This is a genomic window from Acinetobacter sp. Lyrl_1, from assembly GCF_051948795.1.
Lineage (GTDB): Bacteria > Pseudomonadota > Gammaproteobacteria > Pseudomonadales > Moraxellaceae > Acinetobacter > Acinetobacter towneri.
The window spans coordinates 183,818-200,675 of record NZ_JAYJLK010000002.1; the positions used below are offsets into that span (position 1 = coordinate 183,818).

Annotated in this window: 17 protein-coding genes; 10 read left to right on the plus strand and 7 right to left on the minus strand. The window is 42.3% G+C overall.

All coding sequences use genetic code 11. The annotated features are described in order from the left end of the window. Positions 1–50 precede the first annotated feature (50 nt). A complete protein-coding gene (locus VF675_RS01850) occupies positions 51–764 on the minus strand; it encodes a DUF3108 domain-containing protein (RefSeq protein ID WP_004976176.1) in 714 nt (237 codons plus the stop codon). Positions 765–909: 145 nt separating this feature from the next. Further along, positions 910–1,584 (minus strand): hypothetical protein, encoded by a 675-nt coding sequence (locus VF675_RS01855; RefSeq protein WP_440204658.1) that lies wholly within the window; start codon positions 1,582–1,584, stop codon positions 910–912. 275 nt (positions 1,585–1,859) lie between these two features. Between VF675_RS01855 and VF675_RS01860 the strand changes: the two genes are divergently transcribed. Beyond that, positions 1,860–2,717 carry an energy transducer TonB gene (locus VF675_RS01860; RefSeq protein ID WP_214129012.1) on the plus strand — a complete coding sequence of 286 codons (858 nt, stop codon included), beginning with the start codon at positions 1,860–1,862 and terminating at the stop codon, positions 2,715–2,717. A gap of 212 nt (positions 2,718–2,929) precedes the next feature. Here VF675_RS01860 and ybeY read toward each other — a convergent pair whose 3' ends face one another. From ybeY to miaB, 3 genes are read right to left on the minus strand one after another with little or no spacing between them, the layout of a single operon-like run. Next, the gene (ybeY, locus tag VF675_RS01865; protein ID WP_004976192.1) at positions 2,930–3,412 is read right to left on the minus strand and encodes an rRNA maturation RNase YbeY; all 483 of its coding nucleotides are present in this window, start codon (positions 3,410–3,412) and stop codon (positions 2,930–2,932) included. Positions 3,413–3,455: 43 nt separating this feature from the next. Next, the gene (locus VF675_RS01870) at positions 3,456–4,529 is read right to left on the minus strand and encodes a PhoH family protein (RefSeq protein WP_004976193.1); all 1,074 of its coding nucleotides are present in this window, start codon (positions 4,527–4,529) and stop codon (positions 3,456–3,458) included. A gap of 39 nt (positions 4,530–4,568) precedes the next feature. After that, the gene (miaB, locus tag VF675_RS01875) at positions 4,569–6,023 is read right to left on the minus strand and encodes a tRNA (N6-isopentenyl adenosine(37)-C2)-methylthiotransferase MiaB (protein WP_004976194.1); all 1,455 of its coding nucleotides are present in this window, start codon (positions 6,021–6,023) and stop codon (positions 4,569–4,571) included. Between the two features lie 359 nt (positions 6,024–6,382). On the opposite strand from miaB, the gene VF675_RS01880 reads away from it, so the two are divergent. The 6 genes from VF675_RS01880 (at position 6,383) to VF675_RS01905 (ending at position 12,558) form a co-directional block, all read left to right on the plus strand. Beyond that, a complete protein-coding gene (locus VF675_RS01880) occupies positions 6,383–8,269 on the plus strand; it encodes a transglycosylase SLT domain-containing protein (RefSeq protein ID WP_440204664.1) in 1,887 nt (628 codons plus the stop codon). A 106-nt stretch (positions 8,270–8,375) separates the two neighbouring features. After that, complete coding sequence (locus VF675_RS01885) at positions 8,376–9,023, plus strand: ribonuclease T2 family protein (protein WP_440204659.1); 648 nt, start codon at positions 8,376–8,378, stop codon at positions 9,021–9,023. A gap of 204 nt (positions 9,024–9,227) precedes the next feature. Continuing rightward, complete coding sequence (locus tag VF675_RS01890; RefSeq protein WP_019836931.1) at positions 9,228–10,214, plus strand: malate dehydrogenase; 987 nt, start codon at positions 9,228–9,230, stop codon at positions 10,212–10,214. Positions 10,215–10,455: 241 nt separating this feature from the next. Next, on the plus strand, positions 10,456–11,667 hold the full coding sequence (locus VF675_RS01895) for a YeeE/YedE family protein (RefSeq protein WP_131261021.1): 1,212 nt from the start codon (positions 10,456–10,458) through the stop codon (positions 11,665–11,667). A gap of 205 nt (positions 11,668–11,872) precedes the next feature. Beyond that, positions 11,873–12,121 (plus strand): DUF2789 family protein, encoded by a 249-nt coding sequence (locus VF675_RS01900; protein WP_096901745.1) that lies wholly within the window; start codon positions 11,873–11,875, stop codon positions 12,119–12,121. Positions 12,122–12,300: 179 nt separating this feature from the next. Continuing rightward, positions 12,301–12,558, plus strand: coding sequence for a DUF2789 family protein (locus VF675_RS01905; RefSeq protein ID WP_026438086.1), 258 nt, complete (start codon positions 12,301–12,303; stop codon positions 12,556–12,558). A 69-nt stretch (positions 12,559–12,627) separates the two neighbouring features. Here the strand turns inward: VF675_RS01905 and VF675_RS01910 are convergent, their stop codons facing one another. Together VF675_RS01910 and VF675_RS01915 are read right to left on the minus strand one after the other, a co-directional pair. Further along, the gene (locus VF675_RS01910; RefSeq protein ID WP_440204660.1) at positions 12,628–13,155 is read right to left on the minus strand and encodes a hypothetical protein; all 528 of its coding nucleotides are present in this window, start codon (positions 13,153–13,155) and stop codon (positions 12,628–12,630) included. Between the two features lie 86 nt (positions 13,156–13,241). Then, positions 13,242–13,844, minus strand: a complete 603-nt coding sequence (locus VF675_RS01915) for a 2OG-Fe(II) oxygenase (RefSeq protein WP_104853047.1) — start codon at positions 13,842–13,844, stop codon at positions 13,242–13,244. 116 nt (positions 13,845–13,960) lie between these two features. On the opposite strand from VF675_RS01915, the gene VF675_RS01920 reads away from it, so the two are divergent. From VF675_RS01920 to VF675_RS01930, 3 genes are read left to right on the plus strand one after another with little or no spacing between them, the layout of a single operon-like run. Beyond that, positions 13,961–14,818: a 23S rRNA (adenine(2030)-N(6))-methyltransferase RlmJ gene (locus VF675_RS01920; RefSeq protein ID WP_026438537.1), complete on the plus strand. Its 858-nt coding sequence runs from the start codon at positions 13,961–13,963 to the stop codon at positions 14,816–14,818. Between the two features lie 43 nt (positions 14,819–14,861). Next, on the plus strand, positions 14,862–15,686 hold the full coding sequence (gene pssA / locus VF675_RS01925; protein WP_168418544.1) for a CDP-diacylglycerol--serine O-phosphatidyltransferase: 825 nt from the start codon (positions 14,862–14,864) through the stop codon (positions 15,684–15,686). Between the two features lie 40 nt (positions 15,687–15,726). After that, positions 15,727–16,809: a DUF6670 family protein gene (locus tag VF675_RS01930; RefSeq protein WP_440204661.1), complete on the plus strand. Its 1,083-nt coding sequence runs from the start codon at positions 15,727–15,729 to the stop codon at positions 16,807–16,809. Positions 16,810–16,858: the final 49 nt, after the last annotated feature.

Consider the following 16,858-nt stretch of genomic DNA (forward strand, 5'->3'; position numbering starts at 1 on the left):
TACCAAATGGTGAATAACTGCCAAGCTTTGCTCAGTAGTTATATTCTAAATTAGTTGGTCGGGCCTTTATAGCCTGTGAGTAATAATCCATAAGACTTGTCTTTGTCTTGGTGGGTAACTTTGACAGGCAAGTAGTCAAGTTTTGGTGCCAACCAGAAAATCGTATCACGGTTTGGTTTGTTGTGTTTCAGCACCACTTTAATGGTATCAAAAGTACCATAACTGGTTTTGATTTTTTCTGAACCTTGCTTAATAAAGCGACGTGATTCCACCTCTTTATTATCGGCAATATAGTAGCTCGATTTTAAACCGCCACTTTTTAAGTCTTCACGGATTTGCAGTTCCGCATTCAACTCATCCAACACGCCCGCTTTCCACGCAAAAGAACGGGTGTCGCTGTCCTTTTTGGTGTTAATGGTTTTCGCCGAAGGATTGAAGTTAATACTCATGGTGTTGTTATGCACCAAAATCTTACTGCTGCGGCTAAAGCTAGATGAGCCAATTTTGCCATTATTAAAACTAAAACGGCTAGTTTCTGTAGCAGAGGCAATCACGCCTGCTTTGGCAGCAAACACATAACTCCATTGGTTACCTGTTTGGCTTAAAGTACGTGTTGCAGAACCTAAGTTTTTACCATTGTAGTTAAATTGATAACTGGCTTGGAAAGGACTCATGGCAAATGTTTGGCTAGAGAAACCAGCCAAAAACAGTGCTGTAGACACACCGGCTGCCATACCCATTTTTTTCAATACATGATTTGCCATTGCTGAGATATTTCCTCTGTATGTAGGGAGATGCAATTTGCTTGCTTGTTGCCATTATACGCGTTGAATATGAAGAGAAAATTAGGAATTATGCGGCTTGTGTAGTTTTCCTGTATGTATTCTCTTCTAAAGTTTCAGCTTAGCTTTATTTTTGTTTCAGCGGTGTGACTTGCGTATCTGCAAGAGATTCTTCCACATCTTCTAGTCTTTCTTCAGACATTTTGCGGAACAACGCCGTTAAATTGACGTTGCCAGTGAGCACCAATTCCGCTTCACGTAATACCGCATGATTCACATGAACTTTGCTGAGTGTGTCAATGATAGAGCGGCTTTTGCCCAACCAGCGATTTAAATCTAAATGCAGCAAATCATCTTTGACTTTAATGACTTTGAGTTTTTCTAAAATCATGCCTAAAGGGTCATCATTGCGTATTTTTTGATAGTAAAATAAAGCGCACTTCACAGCGATTTTATGCAAAAAACTTGGATAACTTGCTTCAATCACCTGCGTGTCACTAATTTGTTCAAACACAATCAGCTGAGTATCTTTATTCAATTCCATCTGTACTAATTTTAAATCGACAGACAGAGTGATGTTCAAGCCGTTGTAATCTAGGGTTGCATAAAGACGTAACCAGTCGTCGTGTAAGTCTGCGTGCAGATCTTGCAACATTTTCACATTATCGGTCACAAAGCGCTGAAAAGTCGCATTTAAGAAGACCTGAGATAATGTAAATTCACGTTCATCCTCAATAAATCCTTCCGCTTTTTGGTACACTTGACGGATACGTTGAGAGATATTGGTGATCAGGGTTTGCATACGGCCGTCCAAGTCGTTCATTCATTCTTTACAGATACAAATATTTTGTCGAATTGTATTAAAAATACAGGCATAGAAGCTTGCAGTTTAGCAAAATAAGTTGCACCATTTTTAAGATTTTAAGGCTCAGTAGTCAGCTTTTTGATGAACTTCGCAGTTTTGCAGAAAAGCAAAAACTGAGCAAAGTAATATGCTCTTTAGTTTATACCGCATTTGGCGGCTTGGGGAATCAGACGTTTTGTCGGATTAATGTGATGCTAAAAAAAATTCAATTGATGCCTTCTACGCAAGATTGGTGGAAAGATCCTATTTTTGCTGCAGCGTTGCTGGTGGCTGCTGTATTGCACGCATTAATTTTGGCCGTGCAGTTTGTTGCACCGCAACAAAGCGATGCTGCGGTCAAAGAGATTGCGGTATCGGTACGCATGAGCGATGCAAAAGTTGAAGATGCAGATTTCTTAGCCCAAGCCGATCAGCAAGGTTCAGGTACGTTCCGTGAAGAACATCGCATGTCGAGTGATATGCCTGCACCCATGACTGAACAAAGTGCAGGGGAGCAGCAATTGGAAAGTTTAGAGCGTATGCAGCAACAGCGTGAATTAAACTTTGAAGAAAAAGTATTGATGACCACGCTCAGTTGGCAAAAACAGGCTGCAGAAAATCAGCGCAAAAAAGCCATGCAGGAGTTGAATAGCCAATTCCAAGCTAAGGCTGCCATGGTCGCCAGTATTGAAGCGCAATATTTACAACGCCAACAAAATTTTAGCCGTCAGCAAAAAATTAAAACCATCGATGGGATTCAGGCCAAGCAAGACAACACCGCTGGTTATATGGAAAAATTCCGTCAAAAAGTCGAATTTTATGGTAACCGTTATTATCCAGAACAAGCCAAAGCACAGAATTTGGCAGGCGAAGTACGTTTAATGGTGATTTTGAACAACAATGGTGGGATTCGTGCCATTCGTTTAATTGAAAGTTCAGGACATGCCATGCTAGATGAAGCAGCCAAAGCTTCGGTGCGTAAAGCCGCACCTTTTGGTGCATTTGATGCCAAAATGAAAGATATTTCTGAATTGCGGATTGTACGGACGTGGCGTTTTGACCCTGCTGAAGCTGAGTTTGAGGTGCGCTAGTTTTTCCCTCTCTCTGGCTCTCTCCCAAAGGGAGAGAGGACTTTGTGGACAAGTAACAAGAATCTACTCTCTGCTTTACGCAGCAATGTTCTTCTGGTATTTAGCAATCATGGGACTCTAATGAATGTTCTCCCTCCCATTGGGAGGGAGTAGTTTTAAACAAAAAAGCGAGCCTTAGCCCGCTATTTTTATGATTTTCTAAAACTTAAAATTCAATCTCTTTCCATGTATGGATTATCCAAACCCAACTTGGCAAGAATCTCAACTTCTAAAGCTTCCATTTCTTCGGCATCCTCATCTGAGGTTTCATGATCATAGCCCATAAGGTGCAGCGTGCCATGTACTAGCATGTGAGTGAAATGCGCTAATGGTGTTTTGGCTTGTTCTGCAGCTTCCTGTAAAACCACAGGAATACAAATTACCAAATCCCCAATAGGGAAGCTCGGCAAAACTTGTGCCATTTCATCGGGTAAATCGCTTGGGAAAGACAAGACGTTGGTAGATTTGTCTTTTTTGCGATATTCCAGATTGAGCTTGTGACTTTCGGCATGATCGACACAGGCAATTCCAATTTCACAATCACTTTGGGTGTCTATATGTCTTAAAGTGGTTTCGACTACTTTTTTCAGATAGGCACGTTTTAACACCAGCTCAGGCGCTTGAATGTCCTGTTGCAGGCTGAGACTTAATTTCAAAATGAATCCTTAATACTTCAGTAGGTTGCAGAGCGCACAGCGATTAGTGCTGTGCATCTGCTGCGGCATCATTTTCCGCAATTAATGCTTCCTGGCGCGCTTTACGTTCTGCACGCGCTTCGGCACTTAAACGCTGTTGCTCACTGTCCCAGCCTTCATAGGCTTCAACAATTTTCTGAACCAGCTGGTGACGCACGACATCACGAGAATGGAAACGAGTAATATGAATTTCAGGGATTTTATCAATCACACGTAAGGCATGTGCCAGACCAGACTGCTGACCACGTGGTAAATCCACCTGAGTCACATCACCGGTAATCACTGCACGTGAACCAAACCCTAAACGGGTCAGGAACATCTTCATCTGTTCAGGCGTGGTGTTCTGGGCTTCATCCAAAATCACAAAAGAGTGGTTGAGGGTACGACCACGCATATACGCCAGTGGTGCAACTTCAATCACTTGACGTTCAATCAGCTTAGCAACTTTTTCAAAGCCGAGCATTTCATACAGGGCATCATAAAGGGGACGCAAATACGGGTCAATTTTCTGGGTTAAATCACCCGGTAAGAAGCCCAGTTTTTCACCCGCTTCAACCGCAGGGCGCACCAATAGAATCCGCTGGATTTCATTGCGTTCCAACATATCTACGGCAGCGGCAACAGCCAAATAGGTTTTACCCGTACCTGCAGGGCCAATACCAAATGAAATATCACTTTGCAAAATACGTTGCACATAACGCTTTTGGTTGGCACCGCGTGGATTAATGCGCCCTTTGCGAGTTTGCAACCAAACAGCATCCAATCCAGTATGCTCTTGCCCATCATCCGATTGTAATTCACGGTCAGTCTGACTGCCCTGAATCATCATGTGGAGCGTGTCTGCACTAATTTGTGCAGAGCTTTCCGCTTCTTCATGCAGGCGTTGCAAGAGCGTTTCGGCTCGTTCAACTGCATCAATTTCCCCATCTATAAAAAAGGCGTCACCACGATGAGAAATTTGGACGTCTAGACGTTGTTCGATTTGTTTCAAATGTCCGTTATAAGCACCGAGCATGCTTTTTAGACGTTCCATTGAAATGCCAGGAAAAGTTACTGTACGTCGAATCGCTGCAGTCAAGAGAATTCCTTAATCTGTTATTGGACTTTAGCTCCTACATTACGCCACGTCAGGCTCAAGATTCAAGAGTTCACCGTAAACTAAATTCAAAGTTTTAATCTCGGTAATCTCAATCTCCGCAAAGCGTCCGACCCAAGCAGGGTCACCAATAAATGTTACTAAACGTGTATTGTCGGCCGTACCCACTAAAATGTTCGGGTCTTTGTCGGAAACATTTTCAATTAGGACACGTTGTACCGTCCCAAGCATGGCATCGGTCTTATCAATACTAGATTGTTTGATCCATTGTTGAACTTTGGCTAAACGTTCTTTTTTCACATCTTCAGGTGTGGTGTCTTCAAGTTCAGATGCAGGCGTACCTGGACGTTTTGAATAGATGAAACTGTACGAGTGGTCAAAATCCATATCTTGAATAAACTGATAAGTTTCTTCAAAGTTTTGATCGGTTTCACCCGGGAAGCCAATAATAAAGTCGCTAGATAAGTGCATGTCTGGGCGTACTTTACGTAACTTGGCAATCTTGTCGATATACACATCAATGGTGTGGTTACGTTTCATGGCTTGTAACACATCATTTGAACCACTTTGCACAGGCAAGTGTAAATGCGACACCATTTGCGGTAAATCACGGTAGCATTGAATCAAATCATCATTAAATTCAAGCGGGTGTGATGTGGTGTAGCGAATTCGTCCAATGCCAGGTACTTCGGCAACCAAACGCAGTAAATCGGCAAAAGTACAAATTTTACCGTCAAAAGTTTCACCGCGATAGCCATTTACGTTTTGACCGAGCAAGCTAATTTCACGCACGCCTTTTTCGGCCAAAGTCGCAATTTCAGCTAAGACATCATCTAAAGGACGTGAAACTTCTTCACCGCGCGTGTAAGGCACTACGCAGAAAGAACAGTATTTTGAACAGCCTTCCATAATCGACACAAAAGCTTTAAACCCTTCAACACGCGGTTCAGGTAAAAAGTCGAATTTTTCGATGTCTGGGAAAGAAATATCCACCAGTTTGATTTTTTCTTTCTTTGGTTTTTCGACCTGATCGTGGTGTTGATCAAGCATTTGCGGTAAACGGTGTAAGGTTTGTGGGCCAAAAATCATATCCACATACGGGGCACGCTTTTGAATGTTGTCACCTTCCTGAGAAGCGACGCAACCGCCTACGCCAATCACCAAATCAGGATTTTTTTCTTTCAGCTTACGCCAGCGACCTAATTCAGAAAACACCTTTTCCTGCGCTTTTTCACGAATCGAACAGGTGTTCATGAGCAGAATATCGGCATCAGCAGGGTTGCTGGTCAGTACATAGCCGTGAGAATCGCCTAAAAGGTCTGCCATACGGTGACTGTCATACTCATTCATCTGACACCCTTGCGTTTCGATATACAGTTTTTTGACTGAACCGTCGGCTGGGGTGTGCTGTGGCTGGGTAACAGTGTTTTCTGAGGCAGCTTGGGCACCATTGGGGATGAAGGTTTGAACCGTCATGTAGGCTCCTAAGAGATAGTTCACTAAATCGTTTAAAAAAATAAACGTCATTAGACAAAAGAAAGGCGCATATTTTAGCAGGAATTCAAGATAAACTGACAGCCTTTAATCCGTGCATCACATACTTGAAATGTGAAGTAAAATTGTTGGAAGATTGATTTCAAGATTAATAGTGTCTAATCATAAGGTTACATAACAGAACACAACTTGGGTTCTAGACTAATTAAACTAAGCTGAATGATTGGATGCGGATCTCGAGGCAGAAGTAAATGACTGAAGGCAAGCGAATGCTGCAAATGATGAAACAAAATAATAAATTAACGAAAAAGCTTGTGCTAAGTCTGGTTTCGCTTGCCGTGATGACGGGTACGCATGCCGCAAATGAACAGTTTAATGATGCACTGCGTGCAGCCAATTCAGGTGATGTCGATTTATTGCAGCAGTATCAATATGCCATGCAAAATGATGTTTTGGGCTACTATCCTGAATACTGGGCATTGAACACCAATTTGGGCATGCAACCTGCCAGTGCAATTGTTCAGTTTGCACAGCGCCATCCACAATCAGCGATGGCAGAAAAACTCGCAGCCGATTACATCGAAGAAAAAGTGAAACAGGCCGATTTTAGCAGTGCACAACCTGTGCTTGCCTATGTGAGTAATGCTGATCAGGCCGAAAGCTGTGCCATGGCACAAGTTCGTACCCGTTCGGGTGATCCTTTGGTGGTCGCGGAATTTAAAGATGTGTGGCTGAATACCAGTACACAACCTGAATCTTGTACAGGTTTAGGGCGGATGATGCTGTCGAGTCCGTTAATGACTCAGCAAGATAAGCAGCAACGCTTATGGGCACAATTGCGTGCAGGGCAGTCAGGACTCGCTTTAGCGACTGCGCAAAGTTTAGGTATGAATATCAGTTTGGCACAATTGAACAGTATTCAGGCCAATCCACTGAATTATTTGTGGTCTGCACCTAAAGCAAGTAATGAAGATCATGCCTATCTTATTTATGCGATGGGACGTTTAGCCGATAGCGATTTAGACTCGGCACTTTCTTCACTAAAACGCAGTGCAGAAGGTACGCCAGAAGCGGTACAAAAAGCCTTGTATCGTGCAGTGGGATATATTGGCGGCACTACAGTCATGAAAAACAATTTTAACCGTGAAGTGTTAAGTGCCTTAGATGCCAGTTATGGCTTACCTTTTAGTCCCGAAGAAGCAGAAATTTATGCCCGTCAGGCGATTCGTTTTGGCGCATGGGAAAGTGTAATTCGTGCTGTAGATAGCATGAGTGTGACCCAAAAACAGGAAGATCGTTGGCAATATTGGTTGGCACGTGCTTCAGAACAACGCAATGATGCAGCATCAAAACGTAGTGCACAAAATATTTATAAAAAACTGGCACAGGGTGATGATTATCACAACTTGTTGGCGAAAGATCGTCTTGGGCAAACTTACAATACGAATCCTGCGAATACCCAACCAAGTACCAATGATTTACAGCGTTTGAATCAAGATATTCACTTTAACCGTGCCTTTGCCTTGCGTGAAATTAATGCACCTGCCAATTATGTCAATCGTGAATGGAACTGGGCGGTGCGTCAGGCGTATTTAAGACAAGATGATGGCTTGATTTTGGCAGCGGCTAAACGTGCAACCGATATGGGTTGGTATGATCGTGCCATTTATGCAGCAGATCGTACTGTGAATAAGCACAACTATAGTTACCGTTATGCTATGCCACATCGTAATTATGTTGTGAGCCACAGTCAAAATGCAGGTATTGACCCTGCTTGGGCTTATGGATTGATGCGTCAGGAAAGCCGTTTTAATACCACTGCACGTTCGCATGTCGGCGCAGGTGGACTGATGCAAATCATGCCCGATACGGCACGTTTGGTTGCACGACAAATGGGTGAAACTTATAATCCTGCCGCGCTGAGTGATATGAATACCAATATTCGTTATGGCACATTTTATTTGTCGACCATTCATAGACAATTAAGCAATAGTCCAGTGCTTGCCACAGCGGGATATAACGCGGGGCCGAACCGTGCGCGCCGTTGGCAGACCGAGTTTCAGGCGATTGCTGCAGACCAATATACTGAGAGTATTCCACTGTTAGAAACACGTGACTATGTCAAGCATGTCATGACCAATGCCACGCACTATGGTGTGCTGTTGGGGCAGGGTGGACAATCAATGAGTAGCCGTATGCAATATATTCCATCTCGGAATACACCTTAGGAAAATGTTACAAGTGATACAGTTAGATGATCATGCGTGTTGATATATAGATGCGTGAGTCATTGGGTGTATAAGAATTTAGGGGGCTGAAGCATTGAAAATGTGGATGAGTACAGTTTTACAGCCAATTCAAGTTACATTGCTCGGTTTGAGTGGTACAGCTTTGGTTTTGTGTACGCAAAATACATTTTCTGCCCCCGTGCAAGGCTATGTGATGTCCGTGCAAATGACGCCCGCCGTGTGTTTAATCAATTCGAGCAAAAGCAAAAAGCGTAAATGTTTAGAAGGCTACTCACTGAATATTGAAGGCTTATATCCTGAAGTTGCTGCGCGCGAGTGTAGCACTCAATCATCGGCAAAGTTGCCACCTTTACAAGCCAAAGTGGTGGCGCGGGTCATGCCTGATGAAGCAGCACGGGTACAATTGTGGCAAGCCATTGGTGGTTGTGTGCCCATGAATGCCAGTCAGTATTTCCGTATGATCATTAACAATGCTGATCGGATGAACGTGCCTTCGGTATTGACAGGCCAAGACACGCAGACGGTGCAATTGTCACAACTACGGAGTTTGTTTCTCAAGTCCAATTCAGGTATGTCATCAAAAAGCGTGCATTTTCAGTGCTCTAACCATCAAGGTAAAAGTTATTTAACTGAAATCAAAATTTGTTATAACACCGCAGGACGCTATAAGCAGTGCGGTGCAGCGATTGAATCAAATTGCCCGAATCAGTTTGTCATTAAAGGTTCTTACTAGTTTGCTAGGTGACTGTAATTTCTGAATTTTAAGCTTTTTGAGAAATTTTATTCATATTTTCTATCAGACTTTTGTGGAATTTGATGCGCTTTTGCATGCATCCGCTGAATGATTGGAGTACAATCTTTCGCGTTTATGATTATTAAGATTAGATAGAACAGCTATTTAATCGCATTGACTATCCTCTCAATTGGAGATAATTACATGAAGCAACCTGTTCGCGTTGCCGTTACTGGCGCTGCTGGTCAAATTGGTTACAGCCTATTATTCCGTATCGCTAGCGGTGAAATGTTGGGTAAAGACCAACCAGTTATCCTTCAATTATTAGAAGTTCCTTTTGAGAAAGCTCAAGCTGCGCTTAAAGGCGTAATGATGGAACTTGACGACTGTGCTTTCCCATTATTGGCTGGCATGATCGGTACTGATGATCCTAAAGTGGCATTTAAAGATGCTGACTACGCGTTATTGGTTGGTTCTCGTCCACGTGGTCCTGGTATGGAGCGTGCTGACCTTCTTAAAGTAAACGGTGAAATCTTTATTGGTCAAGGTCAAGCACTGAACGAAGTTGCTAGCCGTGATGTTAAAGTTCTAGTTGTTGGTAACCCAGCGAACACGAATGCTTACATCGCAATGAAATCTGCTCCAGATCTTCCAGCGAAAAACTTCACAGCAATGTTACGTCTTGACCACAACCGCGCGTTAACTCAACTTGCTCAAAAAGCTGGCGTTGCTGTTTCTGACATCAAAACAATGACAGTTTGGGGTAACCACTCTCCAACAATGTATGCTGATTACCGTTTTGCAACTGCAAATGGAGAAAGCTTAAAAGACAAAATCAACGATGCTGAATGGAACAAAGACGTATTCCTTCCTACAGTTGGTAAGCGTGGCGCTGCGATCATCGAAGCACGTGGTTTATCTTCTGCTGCATCTGCTGCAAACGCTGCAATTGACCACATGCGTGATTGGGCGCTTGGCACAAACGGCGAATGGGTAACTATGGGTATTCCTTCTGACGGTTCTTACGGTATTCCTGAAGGCGTAATGTTCGGTTTCCCTGTAACTTGCGAAAATGGCGAATACAAAATCGTTCAAGGTCTTGAAATCGACGAGTTCAGCCGTGAGCGTATCAACTTCACGTTAAACGAACTTGAAGAAGAACGCGCAGCAATTGCTGACATGATTAAATAATTTAATCTGCTAGATTAAGTTAAAACTCCTTCGGGAGTGATGCCAGTCAACCTAAAAGTTGACTGGCATTTTTTTTGCGCTTGATTTTATCTTTGCAATTAAAAGCCTATCATCAGCTAAGCTCATATTGCTTATCAAATATCAGAATGGATAAGCGACTATAAAATAGGTCGATTGACCTGCACGGTAGGGGAAATTGCTTAGAATACGCGGGTTTCCTTTTTCAAATCTTCTCTCTGTCATGTCAGTTATTGTTGCAAGTGCCCATAGATCGAATGTTTCGGTTTGGGTGGCTTTTATCTTACTTGTTGTCGGTACTATCGGCGCCTATCAAATCGTGGGTCTAAATCAAGCACTGTTATTTTTAATTGGTGGTGCTTTGGGGATGACGTTGTATCACGCCTCTTTTGGTTTTACTTCTAGCTGGCGTGTGTTTATTAAAGAACGTCGTGGTCGTGGTTTGCGGGCTCAAATGATTATGCTGGGCTTGGCGGTGTTGTTGTTCTTTCCTGCTTTAGGTGCAGGTGAGTTGTTTGGCAATCCCGTCAAGGGCAATGTCAATCCTGTGTCGATGTCGGTCATGATTGGTGCTTTTATTTTTGGTATTGGCATGCAGTTGGGGGGTGGCTGTGCATCGGGTACGCTATACACGGTAGGCGGTGGCAGTGCGCGTATGTTGGTTACGCTATTTTTCTTCTGCTTAGGTTCACTGATTGCCACTTCGCATTTAGATTGGTGGTTTAATCTGCCGCATTTGGCGCCAATCTCGATTGTCGAAAGTTTTGGGGTGATTCCTGCACTTATTCTAAGCTTTGTTATTTTTGCTGTGATTGCTGCCGCAACCGTGTTTTTTGAAAAGAAACGTCATGGCAGTTTAGAAGTCGAGCCGCAAAGTCAGTACCATGGTTGGAAGCGTTTCCTCAAAGGTCCTTGGCCGTTAATTTGGGGTGGGCTTATTTTAACGCTGCTGAATTTTGCTACCTTGGTATTGGCTGGTCGTCCGTGGGGCGTGACTTCTGCGCTTGCAGTTTGGGCTGCAAAAGTTGCTGTTTTTGCGGGTGTAGATGTAAGCGCTTGGGATTATTGGCAGCAGTCAGGCAATGCTAAAGCATTGGCAAATTCATTGTGGCATGACATCACCTCTATGATGAATTTTGGCATTATGTTGGGTGCATTGCTTGCTGCAAGTTTGGCTGGAAAATTTGCCCCGAACTTTAATATTCCACGCCGTTCACTGGTTGCGGCTGTTATAGGTGGCTTATTACTTGGTTATGGTGCACGTTTGGCCTACGGTTGTAACATTGGCGCATACTTTAGCGGAATTGCTTCGGGCAGTGTGCATGGTTGGTTATGGCTAGTATTTGCATTTATGGGGAATGCCATTGGTGTGAAATTGCGCCCAATCTTCTTTCCAAATGAAAAGCCACAGCCTGAAAAACTAACAGGTTGCTAACTTTTAATTTAAGTAGATGAAAGCCAGTCGGTTTACATTGACTGGCTTTTTTGTTGCCTGTCATCGTGTTAAGAATATTGAGTGGGATGCTTTAGGTATATCGCATCGTACAAAAAATAACATGCTGCAACTCGGCTGCTGCTGAATTGCGGCTCGAAGCAGGTTAAGGTCATTAAAAGTACAAGACGAATCAAAGGAGGATGCCATGTTTGACCAACAACCGACTTTAGAACTGTTATTTCAACAATTGGGTCTAGATGCTGACGATGCAGCAATTGATCAATTTATTCGTGAGCATCAATTACCTGCAGAAACCAAATTACACTGTGCCGAGTTTTGGACGGAAGGGCAGCGCCAATTTTTGCAAAGCCATTGGAAAAAAGATGATGATTGGGCCATTGTGATTGAAACCTTAAATGAGCAATTACATAGTGATCAACATCCGAGTGTTTAATCGGTATTTAAGTTAAAAGTTTTTAAGTTAAATCAAATACTTTTCATCTAAAAAGCGCCAGTAAACTGCGTGCTCACAAAAAGATACAACAAACCCAGTCGGAAGACTGGGTTTTTTATACAAAGTGTTATAAGTTGGTTGAATAAGGAATTACAACGAAACTAATAAAAGGGGGCAAGGTGCTCATGCAAAATACTCCATCATTAGCCATGTTATTCAGCCAACTCGGTTTAGCCAGCAGCCCTGCAGCCATTGAACTGTATGTACGTACGCATCAATTACCTGCACATATTAATTTACATGAAGCGCCGTTTTGGAATAAATCACAACGTGAATTTTTAATCAGTCATTTGGTACAAGACGATGATTGGGCCATTTGGATTGATGAACTCAATCAACAATTGCATTTAGATGCTTATCGTTTACAAGCTGTTTAGGTTTAAGTCATCGTCATATTTAATATTTTTAGTATAAAAAAACGCCTCAGAACGTTCTGAGGCGTTTTTTTAATGCATTCTGCTTTTGAGAATTTGTTTAAACCAGACTTCTGTTTGATAGGCGTTAAAAGCAGGGTGAATTTGTAAGAGTTCCAAATCAAATTCGGCAGTTTTACTGTACTTACCTAACCAGTGGCGACACAGTGCGCTTTCATTTTTACTGGCACTGGCATAGGCCAAGAAAAAGAAAATATCTCCATGTGCATAATGAGTCATGGCTTTTAAAATTTGTTGAGTAATTAAGGCGTATTTTGCATCGCGGGTCAGCTCAAAATACATCATATAGGCTTTGGCTAAATGCAAAGACAAGTTGATATATAGCGTCAACGGCATTTCTTCAAATTCAATCCGACCCTGTTCCAACAGCACAATGGCTTCTTGCAAAAAGTAAATCTGTTCTTGGCGTAACTCGCTCAAACTCACCAATTGTAAGCGTAAATCGGCACGTTCTAATGCCAATTCAGGCGTATTGCCTTGTAAAAAAAGTTGGTCAGTTTCCCCAATACGTTGAATAATCTGTTGAGTCGAGTTGCGCATGGGTGAATTCCTGATAGCAATATTTGCTCTACATCGGGGCAAATTTACAGTTTTAAAGCCAATAATCTGAAAAATGCGGTCTATCTTTACCAAAGTTGATTGCCGCTGCGGAGCCATGCGGTAATGGAAAGACGTTGCTGTGTTGCAGGTAAAACTTCATGCAATAAATCACTTTGGAAAATTGCAATCCGATTTGGGCGTGGTTCTATAATCTGCCATGCTCCATGTTTGTCTTGTAAGCGTAGTTGTCCACCCCAATCTGTCTGCCATTCAGGGTGTAAATAATAGACAGCAGAAATCACCCGATCATTTTTTTGTTGTGGGTTATCGCGGTGCAAGGCATAAAAAGAACCTGCTTGGTAGCTGGCAAAATGCGCTTCGACCTCACGAATCCCTAAATAAAATGCCTGATTGAATTGTTCGGCCAAAGTCAAAAGGGTTTGGGTATGTTGTTGTGCAATGCTTAAATTTTCGTGAATCCATAAAATATGATCACTGCGAATTTTGCTGACCACACCATTTTGAATGGCTGCTTCACGAAATTGATCTAAATTTTGACTACACTCTGCGAGAACTTGTTGTTGATATTCAGGTGAATAGGCATCATCCAACATGGCAAAACCATGCAAATCTAAATCTTCAAGAATTTGATCAATATTCCAAGATTTTGGAAGCAGTGTGGCGTCCATAAAATAGATACTCAGACAAAATGCAAGACAAGCTGATTATTTTAGAGGAATACAAGCTCCTGAATGAAACTTTTTTTCATGCTAAAATGTCGGTTGATTTTAGGAATGAACCAAACATGAATTATCGTCACCATTTCCATGCGGGCAACTTTGCCGATGTCATGAAGCATGTTTTATTGCTGCAAATTCTGACACGTTTAAATGCCAAAGATAAACCTTATCGCTATGTCGATACACATGGCGGTGCGGGTAAATATGACTTATCTTTAGCACCTGCACAAAAATCGGGCGAATTTTTAAATGGTATTCATCGTTTAGTGAAACTAGATGATTCAATCAAACGTCAGGCACCAGAAGGCGTACAGCAGTATTTAAAACTGGTTGAAGCAATGCGTGAAACGGATGGGCAAGGTGCATATCCCGGTTCGCCATGGTTTGCTTTACAAGGTATGCGTGACATCGACAAAGCAACTATTTTTGAAATGCAGCGCGATGTATTCCAGCAATTGCGTCATAACATTCGTGACAAACGCGCAGGTTTACATGAGCGTGATGCTTACGAAGGTTTATTGGGCGTCATTCCACCAAAAGAAAAACGCGGTTTGGTGATGATTGATCCACCGTATGAATTGGAACGTAAAGATTTCCCTCAGTTGGTTGAATTATTGGCAGCTGCACATAAAAAATGGCCAACAGGCGTATTTGCGGTGTGGTATCCAATTAAAGACCGCGCCATGATTGAACGTTTTGAAAAGAAAATGTTTAAAACAGGGATTCGCCGTCAACTCATTTGTGAAATTTGTGTGTGGCCTGACGATACTCCTGTGGGCTTAAACGGTTGTGGTTTATTGGTGATTAATCCACCATGGAAATTCTCTGAAGATGCAGATGAAGCCCTGCAATGGTTGTTCCCGCACTTGCGTATGCAAGAACATGGTGGACATGCTGCAGTGCGTTGGTTAGTTGGCGAATAAAAAATTTAAATAGACGTTCAGGTTACAGTTAGGACACAAAATAATGACAAACACATCCAAACCCGAAGGAGAATATAGTTCCCGTGATCTTGAGCATGACGGAATTACATTTGAAGTGGTGGAAGAAGAACATACCCGTGAAGGGCAAAAGGTGAAACGTCGTGGTATCTATCTGTGGCCAAACCTGATTACCACGGCAGCCTTGCTGTCGGGTTTTTACTCGATTATTGCCAGTATGAATGGTGAGTTTAGCCAAGCCATTTACGCTATTTTTCTAGCGGCATTATTTGATGGTCTAGATGGGCGTGTGGCACGTGCTATTGGCGCGCAAAGTCCTTTTGGTGAGCAGTTTGACTCTTTGTCTGATATGTTGGCTTTTGGGGTTGCGCCTGCCATTCTTATGTATAGCTGGAGCTTGCACGATTTAGGCCGTATTGGCTTGGCGGCATGTTTTGTTTATACCGCTTGTGCTGCCTTCCGTTTGGCGCGTTTTAATGTGCAAATTGGTGTGGTCGATAAACGTTATTTTATTGGAGTTGCGAGTCCTTTAGCAGCACTGATTATTGTGTCTTTGGTTTGGGTGGGGCGTGATTTCCCTGAACTGTATGATATTCGTGAGTTTGGGCTACAAATCTTGAATGCTGTGATTATTATTGCAGTAGGCTTATTGATGATTTCTAACATCAAATATTATTCATTTAAAACCTTTGACCGTAAACGTGTTCCATTTTTTGTTTTACCTATAGCCGTCTTTATTTTGGCCGCCATGACGTACAATATCCCTGTAGGAATTTTAGTGATTTCAATTATTTATGCGCTTTCGGGTTTTGTGACCACTTTTATGGCAAGAAAAAATGCGGTGAGTTAATGAGGCTTTTATAAAAGCATCAACTCACAAGGAGTTTGATATGCAGCTGTTTCAAGATTTTCTCGATCGTTCCAAACAACTCAATCAAACTCCTGTGGCACACGCTAAACTGCCTTATCACGCCCCGAAACATCATTATAAATTTATCTATCAGGGCTTAATTCTTCCTAACTTGCCTGCACCTTTACATTATCTCAACTTTATCGGCTTATTGGGCAGTCTAAATACTGCAATGCTGCGCCCTGAAAATGTGATTACAACTTCAGCTTTAGATACGGCCAGTATCCTTTGTAGTAGTAGCCCCCACATGGTGGGACAGTCCAATCATTATTCAATACAACACGATTGCGTATTTACTGCAGAGTATTTTCAGTTTGCCAATAAAGAACGCATTACAGGACATTTTCCGCAATTTCATATTCAACGTGAAGATAGCGAACTCAGCTTCGATTTAAAGATCACCACAAGCTCTACAATTTCATATTTCACCAAATTGCGAATGAATTTGGCAGAACATTGGTCTTTGTTGTGTCAGTGTCAGGGAAGTGTGCGCTATAAAGATCAGTATTTTCAGATTGAGCAATTGGGTAGTTTTGAGTTCGCTCGTTCAATCCAGTTTCCTTATTTCGCAGTGGCATTTTTTTGTTATCAGGTGATTAATCTGAATCATCAGCAACAAATGATATTGCTACAAAGCCGTGATGTGTTGAATCGAATTTTGCAATCTCGAATTTATCTGCGAGATGCTAACACGGAGCAAACTCAGGTATTTGATGTGCAAGTACAATTTAATATTCAACGGGTTTATCCAAAAATAAAAACCCCGACAGGTCAGTGCATGTATTTACCACGCGAGTTTGAATGGCTCTATCAAGATGAAGATGGCACCTCAATTCATCTACAAGCGCAGAGTCGTGGTGATTTTAAATTTGGGGCTGCGGCAGGTTATGTCGGAAGTTTTCAATATCAGTTGGTTATAAATGGTGATAAACAACAAGGTGAAGGCGGCTATTGTGAATATATCGACTGCCGTGCACTGAAGTGGCAAGAATATGATCAGCCTGAAAAAATGTCAGATGTAGTTATGAATCCTGAACCTTTTATGATCAAGAAAAAGAAATAAACAGTATTTTGTGGAAAAGTGAAGTATTTTGCTGAATAATTAACCGTTT

What these genes read in the sequence shown, in the direction of transcription:
- VF675_RS01850 (WP_004976176.1), bottom strand. Translation starts at nt 764, where the DNA reads ATGGCAAATCATGTATTGAAAAAAATGGGTATGGCAGCCGGTGTGTCT.
- VF675_RS01855 (WP_440204658.1), bottom strand. Translation starts at nt 1,584, where the DNA reads ATGCAAACCCTGATCACCAATATCTCTCAACGTATCCGTCAAGTGTAC.
- VF675_RS01860 (WP_214129012.1), top strand. Translation starts at nt 1,860, where the DNA reads ATGCCTTCTACGCAAGATTGGTGGAAAGATCCTATTTTTGCTGCAGCG.
- miaB (WP_004976194.1), bottom strand. Translation starts at nt 6,023, where the DNA reads ATGACGGTTCAAACCTTCATCCCCAATGGTGCCCAAGCTGCCTCAGAA.
- VF675_RS01880 (WP_440204664.1), top strand. Translation starts at nt 6,383, where the DNA reads ATGACGGGTACGCATGCCGCAAATGAACAGTTTAATGATGCACTGCGT.
- VF675_RS01885 (WP_440204659.1), top strand. Translation starts at nt 8,376, where the DNA reads ATGAGTACAGTTTTACAGCCAATTCAAGTTACATTGCTCGGTTTGAGT.
- VF675_RS01890 (WP_019836931.1), top strand. Translation starts at nt 9,228, where the DNA reads ATGAAGCAACCTGTTCGCGTTGCCGTTACTGGCGCTGCTGGTCAAATT.
- VF675_RS01895 (WP_131261021.1), top strand. Translation starts at nt 10,456, where the DNA reads ATGTCAGTTATTGTTGCAAGTGCCCATAGATCGAATGTTTCGGTTTGG.
- VF675_RS01900 (WP_096901745.1), top strand. Translation starts at nt 11,873, where the DNA reads ATGTTTGACCAACAACCGACTTTAGAACTGTTATTTCAACAATTGGGT.
- VF675_RS01910 (WP_440204660.1), bottom strand. Translation starts at nt 13,155, where the DNA reads ATGCGCAACTCGACTCAACAGATTATTCAACGTATTGGGGAAACTGAC.
- VF675_RS01915 (WP_104853047.1), bottom strand. Translation starts at nt 13,844, where the DNA reads ATGGACGCCACACTGCTTCCAAAATCTTGGAATATTGATCAAATTCTT.
- VF675_RS01920 (WP_026438537.1), top strand. Translation starts at nt 13,961, where the DNA reads ATGAATTATCGTCACCATTTCCATGCGGGCAACTTTGCCGATGTCATG.
- pssA (WP_168418544.1), top strand. Translation starts at nt 14,862, where the DNA reads ATGACAAACACATCCAAACCCGAAGGAGAATATAGTTCCCGTGATCTT.
- VF675_RS01930 (WP_440204661.1), top strand. Translation starts at nt 15,727, where the DNA reads ATGCAGCTGTTTCAAGATTTTCTCGATCGTTCCAAACAACTCAATCAA.